Here is a 7,500-nt window from a genome sequence, read left to right on the forward strand (position 1 = left end):
GTGGCTTAAAAGGACGGGTAAGAATGGTTTCATTTCTTTGGGACATATTGAAAAATGCATATGATATTGGCTAAGGGGGGTTCATAATTGTCTCTTTTACATATAGCCATACTTTCACCACTTTTGTTGGCTATTTTCGTACCTTTCATTTATAAAATCACAAAAAATCTCCATTTAGGCTGGTTTGTTCTTCCTCTGCCCGTTATTCTTTTCACTTTTTTCTTTTTATTTCTGGGAGATATAAAGGATGGACAAGCCATTACATCAAGTGTTGAATGGATTTCATTTTTAGACATTTCTTTTGATGTATACATAGATGGCCTTGGACTTTTATTTGCCTTGTTAATCACGGGGATCGGAGCACTTGTTGTTCTGTATTCGATTTATTACCTGAACAAGCACAAAGAACAATTAAATACGTTCTACGTATATTTGCTCCTGTTCATGGGTGCCATGCTGGGTGTAGTTTTATCTGATAATTTAATCGTCCTTTACGCTTTTTGGGAGCTGACCAGCTTTTCTTCATTCTTACTGATTGGCTATTGGAATGAGAGGGAAAAGTCACGCTATGGTGCTCAAAAATCCATGCTTATTACTGTATTTGGAGGATTGTCGCTTCTAGGTGCTATTATCCTGCTATATGTGATGACAGGGACATTTAGCATTCGTGAAATCATTACACAAGCTGATGTCGTATTGACACACGAGCTGCTGCTGCCAACAATGGTTCTCTTCCTGCTTGGCGCTTTTACTAAATCAGCTCAATTCCCTTTTCATATTTGGCTCCCAGATGCTATGGAAGCCCCTACTCCTGTTAGTGCTTACCTTCACTCAGCCACCATGGTTAAGGCGGGAATCTATTTAGTGGCACGTTTTACTCCCCTATTTGGAATTACTGGCGAATGGTTTTGGATGGTTGCATCAGTTGGAATCATTACGTTATTCTGGGGATCCTTTAATGCCGTTAAGCAGACAGATTTAAAAGGAATTCTTGCTTTTTCAACCGTCAGTCAATTAGGAATGATAATGTCGATGCTTGGTGCGGGTGCAGCTTCCATTCATTTTGCAGGCCCAGGAGAAAACAAGTTCATTGTGGCTGTGGCTGCTGCGATTTTCCATCTAGTGAATCATGCAACCTTTAAGGGCAGCTTATTTATGGTTGTCGGCATCGTTGATCATGAAACAGGAGTAAGAGATATCCGCAGGCTTGGCGGTTTAATGACGGTTATGCCTATTACAGCTACAATTGCCTTTTTGGGTAGCTTTTCGATGGCGGGAATTCCTCCGTTCAACGGCTTTTTAAGTAAGGAAATGTTTTTTACGTCCATGATTAGAATTACGGAGATGGGGATTTTTGACTTAGAAACATGGGGAATTTTGTTCCCTGTTCTTGCATGGGTTGGAAGCATTTTCACCTTTATATACAGTATGATCTTATTCTTCAAGACCTTTACTGGAAAACTGGATACAGAAAAGCTGGAAAAGAAACCGCATGAAGCTCCGCTCGGTATGCTGATACCGCCAGTGATATTGGCTTCACTGGTTGTCATCTTGAGTTTCTTTCCGAACCTGGCTGCCACCAATATTATTGAGCCAGCTATGGCCAGTATTCTGCCGAGTCTACTAGGAACTGATGGAATATTTGAGATTCATATTTATCATTGGCATGGCTTTGATTCGTTTGAATTATATATGACAATTGGTGTCATAGTTCTTGGGACATTGCTTTATAAAATCCTGCCAAAATGGAGCGGGGTCTATAATCGTTTACCAAAGCAAGTTACATGGAACTACTTCTATGACCGGGGAGTAGAGCTTTCCCAGCTTGGATCTTACAATTTTACAAAGTCGTTTATGACTGGATCCATTCGTTCCTACCTTGCGTACATGCTTATTTTCTTTATTGTAACCCTGCTCTGGACGTTAGGATTTAAAGATGCGTTTGCGTTAAGTATGGAAAATACATCACCAATCAGAGTTTATGAAGTAATTCTTGCCCTTGTCGTGATTGCAGGGTCTATTACGATCCTCGCTGCCAAATCTAGACTGACATCAATCATTGCATTAGGAGCGGTAGGCTACACCGTATCATTATTCTTTGTTGTTTTTCGTGCACCGGATTTAGCCTTGACCCAGCTCGTTATTGAAACCGTTTCAGTTGCACTCTTTCTAGCGTGTTTCTACCACCTGCCAAAATTAAAACGAGAAGAGAGAATCAGGTTCAAATTAAATAATGCTCTCATTTCACTTGGGGTAGGGGTAACGGTTGCTCTGATTGCAATGTCAGCTCACAGTACAAAGATATTTAAACCTATTTCAGAGTACTATATTGAAAATACGTACGAATTGGCTCATGGAAAAAATATGGTAAACGTTATTCTTGTGGATTTCAGAGGCTTTGATACTCTTTTTGAAATATGTGTTCTAGGAATCGCTTCGTTAGGGATTTATGGCATGATCAAGCTGCGCCTAAGCGGAAAGGGGGAGCAGCATGAAAAATAATGATGTGATTTTACAGGTCACGACTAAAGTGATTGTATTTATCATCGTATTGTTTTCCATTTATATCTTTTTCACTGGACACTATACACCTGGCGGAGGATTTATCGGAGGTCTGATGACATCTGGTGCCATTGTATTATTATTGCTCACTTATGATGTCAAAACGGTAGCTGCGATGCTCCCGCTTGATTATAAATTAGTAATGGCTGTCGGACTCCTCATATCAGCAGCTACCAGTACAGGTGCGATATTCTTTGATCTTCCTTTTTTGACTCATGGGTACTGGGAAATCTGGCTGCCGATTTTAGGAGAGACCGGCCTTCACACAGCCGTATTCTTTGATACGGGTGTTTATCTCGTAGTCGTAGGAGTCACCTTAACCATTATTCAAACGATTGGAGTGAGTGAATAATGGAAATATTAATGTCCATTGTAATCGGATTTTTGTTTATGAGTGCAGTTTATTTAATGCTTTCTAAGAGTCTTATCAGAATAATTGTTGGCACGGGACTTCTTAGTCATGGGGCTCACCTTTTGATTTTAACGATGGGTGGCTTAAAAACGGGAGATGCACCCCTACTTGGAGAACAAGCTGAACGATATACAGATCCGCTCCCTCAAGCTTTGATTTTAACTGCGATTGTAATCAGCTTTGGCGTAACTGCATTTTTCTTAGTGTTAGCGTACAGATCGTATCAGGAGCTTGGAACAGATGATATGGAGCGTTTGAGAGGAAACGAAGGTCATGACTAATTTACTTATATATCCGCTGTTAATTCCGTTATTAACAGCCATTCTGTTAATCTTTTTCAAAAATATATATTGGCTCCGAACGATTTCAATTGTCTCTACTGCACTTACCGTGTTTACAGCCGCATCACTCATATATGTGAACTATACAAGCGGCATTCAAGCCCTAAATCTGAGTAACTGGGAAGCACCTTTTGGAATTACGCTCGTATCAGACATGCTGTCTGCATTACTTGTCACAACTTCAAGCGTAATCACATTATTATGTCTAATTTATTCATTCCGCTCCATTGGGGAAGGAAGAGAAAAATACTATTACTATTCGGTTGTTCAATTCCTATTGCTTGGCGTAAATGGTGCTTTTACAACCGGGGATATTTTCAACCTATTTGTCTTCTTTGAGGTCATTCTCATGTCCTCGTACGTTTTAATTGTTTTAGGCGGAACTAAAATACAATTAAGAGAATCATTAAAGTACTTGTTAGTCAATGTGTTATCTTCTGCTTTGTTCGTCATTGCTGTAGCTTATTTGTACTCTGTGGTAGGAACACTCAATATGGCGCATCTCTCTGTCCGGATATCCGAAATTCCGACAGAACAAACCGGGATTCTTACTGTAATCGCCGTCCTGTTTTTAATCGTTTTTGGGCTAAAGGGAGCGATCTTCCCTCTGTTCTTTTGGCTGCCGGGGTCCTATTATGCACCGCCAATTCCAGTGATGGCATTGTTCGGGGCGCTTTTAACAAAGGTTGGCGTCTATTCAATCATGAGGACTTACACCCTCATTTTCCATCACGATCTGGACTACACTCACAGTTTGCTTGGCTCGCTAGCCCTGCTGACCATTATGATCGGGGTGATTGGAGCGATTGCTTACTCAGATCTTAAGAAAATTGTTATTTACAATATCATGGTTGCAGTCGGTGTTATTTTATTTGGTGTTTCAACCATGACCGATTCCGGGTTAACCGGATCAGTCTTTTATCTGATCCATGACATGATTATTAAAGCAGCTCTCTTCCTCCTTATCGGGGTAATCATTGCCATAACCGGCACAAGTAATCTGCGAAATATAAGCGGATTAATTCATAAATATCCGCTTCTGGCATGGACCTTTTTTGTTGCGGCTCTTTCACTAGCTGGCATACCTCCGTTAAGTGGATTCATCGGTAAAATCCTGATTGTTCAAGGGGGATTTGAAGAGGGCGAGCTGGTAGGAAGTCTTATCGTTATTTTCTCAAGTTTATTTGTACTTTTTTCAGTGATGAAGATTTTTATTAATGGCTTTTGGGGTACACCAAGGGCTTGGGATCCTCAGGACAAAGCTCCCGTTCAATATCTAATAATGCCATGTCTTGCGTTCGTAATGATTGCCGTCCTATATGGGTTTGGGGCAGGTGTTACAGAGCCTTTTATTTCTAAAGCAGCCGAAAGCTTAATTGATCCATCTGTTTATGTGGATGCTGTTTTAAAGGAGTAGAATTCTATGTCATTTCAACTTTTATTAAATGTATTTCTCGCCTTTCTCTGGATGTTTTTGCAAAATTCCTACGATACCTCCACTTTTTTAATCGGTTACATTTTAGGTCTCGTTATTATGTTTGTGTTTAGGCGATACTTTCATACGAGATTTTATTTAGGACGGGTTTGGGCGATTATTAAGCTCATTCTTCTATTCTTTAAAGAGCTTGTTCTGTCTAACATTTCTGTACTCAAGCTAGTGATTAAGCCAAGACTCGACATCGAGCCAGGGATTTTTGCACTTCCAACTGATTTAAAAAAGGATTGGGAAATCGTTGTCTTATCCAATTTAATTACATTAACACCCGGGACACTAGTCGTAAAAGTTTCAGAAGATCAAAAAACGATTTATGTTCATGCTATTAATATCGGTGATAAAGAAGAAGAAATTAAAAGCATTAAAAATACCTTTGAAAAAGCAATAATGGAGGTGAGCCGATAATGTTAGATGCAGTCCTTATCGTCTCCCTCATCGTGATTGCTCTATCGATGATCGGTTTAGTTTTTAGGGTAATTAAGGGTCCTTCTACTCCTGACCGGGTTATTGCTCTTGATGGAATCGGCATTAATTTAATAGCAATTGTAGCGATTCTTTCCATCCTGTTAAGAACGAGTGCATTTTTAGAGGTTATTTTATTAATTGGAATATTAGCCTACATTGGCACTGTTGCCTTTGCTAAATTTTTAGAGAAAGGAGTCATTATCGAACGTGACCGAAACAATCATTGAAGTGATCGTTGCATTATTCATTGGATTAGGCGCCTTTCTCTCCCTTGTAGCCACCTTTGGTGTAATCCGTCTGCCTGATATCTATACCCGAAATCATGCGGTATCGAAAAGTACCACTTTAGGAATTATGCTCATTTTAATCGGAACTTTTCTTTATTTCTGGCTATTAGATGATCATTTTAATAGCCGTTTGCTTATCGCCGTATTCTTTATCTTTATGACATCCCCTGTCGCTGGTCATTTAATTGCAAGAGCGGCTTATCATTCTGGGGTAAAGCTATGGGAAAAATCAAAGCATGATGATATTAAGGAACATCAATCATCTGCAGAAAAAGTGTAGCGATATGGAATGAACTCCCTCGAGTACAGCTCCCTAATTTGTTTATACTATGGGCAGCGATCATATAAGGGAGGAAATACTGATGTATCGGATACGGGAAGGTTTAATCCCTACTATCTCGGTTGTATTTTCACGATATGCGGAATCCTTTTAACCCAAAACAGAAGAGTAGACCGAATGGTTTCCAATACAATTTTAGGATTTGGACTGGGTCATATCGTTTTAGGTGTTATTGACTTATTTGAACATAGGTATCGTTATTAAATATATAAAACAGCGATTTCTTAGGGGATCGCTGTTTTTATTCAGAATGGGCTTTCGCTCTCCGTTTTTTTCTTTTCCAAACCATAAGTACCGTTAAAACAATAAGAATCGCTAAAGCCACTATAACGATTTCCTCTATTACAATCTGATTCGAATCAATCTCTTCTCCGAACCAATAGCCCAGGAAAAAGACGCCTGTTACCCATACAAGAGCAGCTGAATAGGATAGAAGCGCAAATTTTTTATATGACAGCTTACTTAGCCCATATAAAAACGGCACAAAATTTCGAAACCCTGGCAGAAAATAGCTAAGAGGAAGCGAAAAAGTATGGTATTTATTCATAAACCGGATAGCTTTTTCGAGTGAATGATTTAATCGTTTCTTTTGTTTCATCCATTTTAATAATGGCTTTCCTAGTAATCTACCTAACAAGTAACAAGTAGTCAACGCACCGACAATCCCTAAGTAAACGGTAATAAAAGCATAGGGACTTATTAAAACATCTGTTGAACTGGCAAACCCAATTGTCATCACAATAACTTCATTCGGGATTGGTGCACCAAATACCCCTAGCCACAGCCAGAGAAATAACCCTATATAATTAAATTCATCTAATATGGATTCTAACGTTTCTAAATCCATGCTGGACCCTGCCCATCAACCTCCCATGAAGGGATTTATTCTCTTTCCCTTATCATATCAAAAACAAAATGAAAACAAATATTTATATACTTGCCTATTGAAAAAAAGAGAATATCGTATTGGTCTATGGGTAAATTGTTCAAGTTGCTTGCATAAGATGGAAGCGAAACCCTTTTCATTACAAATTGATAAAAAGGAGGGACTAAAATGTATCGCCTCCCTAGGCGTCTTCCCCCTTTCCGATATCCGTGTTTCCCAGGTCATTACGGCGTTACAAATTTTAACTATCCGCCCAGACAATTTCCAGAAGTGGATACCACCTTGTTTGTGGAATCAGCCAAAATTTCAAAGCCTCTTCTCACTGAAATTGTTAATCTATTGGACAAAATTGAAGAGCCTGACCCTTTCTCAAAAAGGTTAATGGACGCAGCCCAAAGATCTGATAAAGAGAAAGTCAGACAATTGTTGAAAGAAGCAGGAGTGAAGTCAGATCCGGAAATATATTTTAATCCAAATGGACTGCGGCTTACCTTTTCAGGAAAGACAGATACAGAAGGTTTTTCAAGTATTAATATCGTTTTGAGATGGGGATAAAACAAAAGCAGCTCATATAATTAGAGCTGCTTTCAGACTGTAGACAAACTCGATAATATCGAGTTTGCCTACAGTCTTTTTTGATTTACAATATTTATAATGAGATATCTAGAGGTGATGGATTATGATGACGAGAAACAATAATATTGAAAGAGAC

The 7,500-nt window shown here is 39.1% G+C and carries 9 protein-coding genes; 8 read left to right on the forward strand and 1 reads right to left on the reverse strand.

Annotated features, from left to right (window positions below; translation table 11 throughout):
* Positions 1–87 precede the first annotated feature (87 nt).
* The 7 genes from MLE14_RS18010 to mnhG are packed head-to-tail and all read left to right on the forward strand — an operon-like array spanning position 88 to position 5,842.
* A complete protein-coding gene (locus tag MLE14_RS18010; protein WP_243299814.1) occupies positions 88–2,502 on the forward strand; it encodes a Na+/H+ antiporter subunit A in 2,415 nt (804 codons plus the stop codon).
* Entirely contained in the window at positions 2,492–2,914 is a 423-nt protein-coding gene (locus MLE14_RS18015) for a Na(+)/H(+) antiporter subunit B (protein WP_243299816.1), read from the forward strand. The genes MLE14_RS18010 and MLE14_RS18015 overlap by 11 nt, the downstream gene beginning before the upstream one ends.
* Positions 2,914–3,255 carry a Na(+)/H(+) antiporter subunit C gene (locus tag MLE14_RS18020; protein WP_243299817.1) on the forward strand — a complete coding sequence of 114 codons (342 nt, stop codon included), beginning with the start codon at positions 2,914–2,916 and terminating at the stop codon, positions 3,253–3,255. The genes MLE14_RS18015 and MLE14_RS18020 overlap by 1 nt, the downstream gene beginning before the upstream one ends.
* Positions 3,248–4,732, forward strand: a complete 1,485-nt coding sequence (locus tag MLE14_RS18025) for a Na+/H+ antiporter subunit D (RefSeq protein WP_243299818.1) — start codon at positions 3,248–3,250, stop codon at positions 4,730–4,732. The genes MLE14_RS18020 and MLE14_RS18025 overlap by 8 nt, the downstream gene beginning before the upstream one ends.
* 6 nt (positions 4,733–4,738) lie before the next feature.
* Entirely contained in the window at positions 4,739–5,215 is a 477-nt protein-coding gene (locus MLE14_RS18030) for a Na+/H+ antiporter subunit E (RefSeq protein WP_243299819.1), read from the forward strand.
* Entirely contained in the window at positions 5,215–5,502 is a 288-nt protein-coding gene (locus MLE14_RS18035; protein WP_243299820.1) for a Na(+)/H(+) antiporter subunit F1, read from the forward strand. Before MLE14_RS18030 ends, MLE14_RS18035 begins: the two co-directional genes overlap by 1 nt.
* Positions 5,483–5,842 (forward strand): monovalent cation/H(+) antiporter subunit G, encoded by a 360-nt coding sequence (mnhG, locus tag MLE14_RS18040; protein ID WP_243299821.1) that lies wholly within the window; start codon positions 5,483–5,485, stop codon positions 5,840–5,842. The genes MLE14_RS18035 and mnhG overlap by 20 nt, the downstream gene beginning before the upstream one ends.
* 301 nt (positions 5,843–6,143) lie before the next feature.
* Here mnhG and MLE14_RS18050 read toward each other — a convergent pair whose 3' ends face one another.
* Positions 6,144–6,749, reverse strand: coding sequence for a DedA family protein (locus MLE14_RS18050; protein WP_243299823.1), 606 nt, complete (start codon positions 6,747–6,749; stop codon positions 6,144–6,146).
* A 207-nt stretch (positions 6,750–6,956) separates the two neighbouring features.
* Between MLE14_RS18050 and MLE14_RS18055 the strand changes: the two genes are divergently transcribed.
* Positions 6,957–7,343, forward strand: coding sequence for a hypothetical protein (locus MLE14_RS18055; protein ID WP_243299825.1), 387 nt, complete (start codon positions 6,957–6,959; stop codon positions 7,341–7,343).
* Positions 7,344–7,500 lie beyond the last annotated feature (157 nt).

It is taken from the genome of Bacillus litorisediminis, assembly GCF_022808645.1.
GTDB classification, from domain to species: domain Bacteria; phylum Bacillota; class Bacilli; order Bacillales; family JC228; genus Bacillus_BF; species Bacillus_BF litorisediminis.

Bases quoted from the DNA above. Each gene is read 5' to 3' on its own strand.
- MLE14_RS18050 (WP_243299823.1), bottom strand. From the start codon at position 6,749: ATGGATTTAGAAACGTTAGAATCCATATTAGATGAATTTAATTATATA.
- MLE14_RS18020 (WP_243299817.1), top strand. From the start codon at position 2,914: ATGGAAATATTAATGTCCATTGTAATCGGATTTTTGTTTATGAGTGCA.
- MLE14_RS18055 (WP_243299825.1), top strand. From the start codon at position 6,957: ATGTATCGCCTCCCTAGGCGTCTTCCCCCTTTCCGATATCCGTGTTTC.
- MLE14_RS18030 (WP_243299819.1), top strand. From the start codon at position 4,739: ATGTCATTTCAACTTTTATTAAATGTATTTCTCGCCTTTCTCTGGATG.
- MLE14_RS18025 (WP_243299818.1), top strand. From the start codon at position 3,248: ATGACTAATTTACTTATATATCCGCTGTTAATTCCGTTATTAACAGCC.
- MLE14_RS18015 (WP_243299816.1), top strand. From the start codon at position 2,492: ATGAAAAATAATGATGTGATTTTACAGGTCACGACTAAAGTGATTGTA.
- MLE14_RS18035 (WP_243299820.1), top strand. From the start codon at position 5,215: ATGTTAGATGCAGTCCTTATCGTCTCCCTCATCGTGATTGCTCTATCG.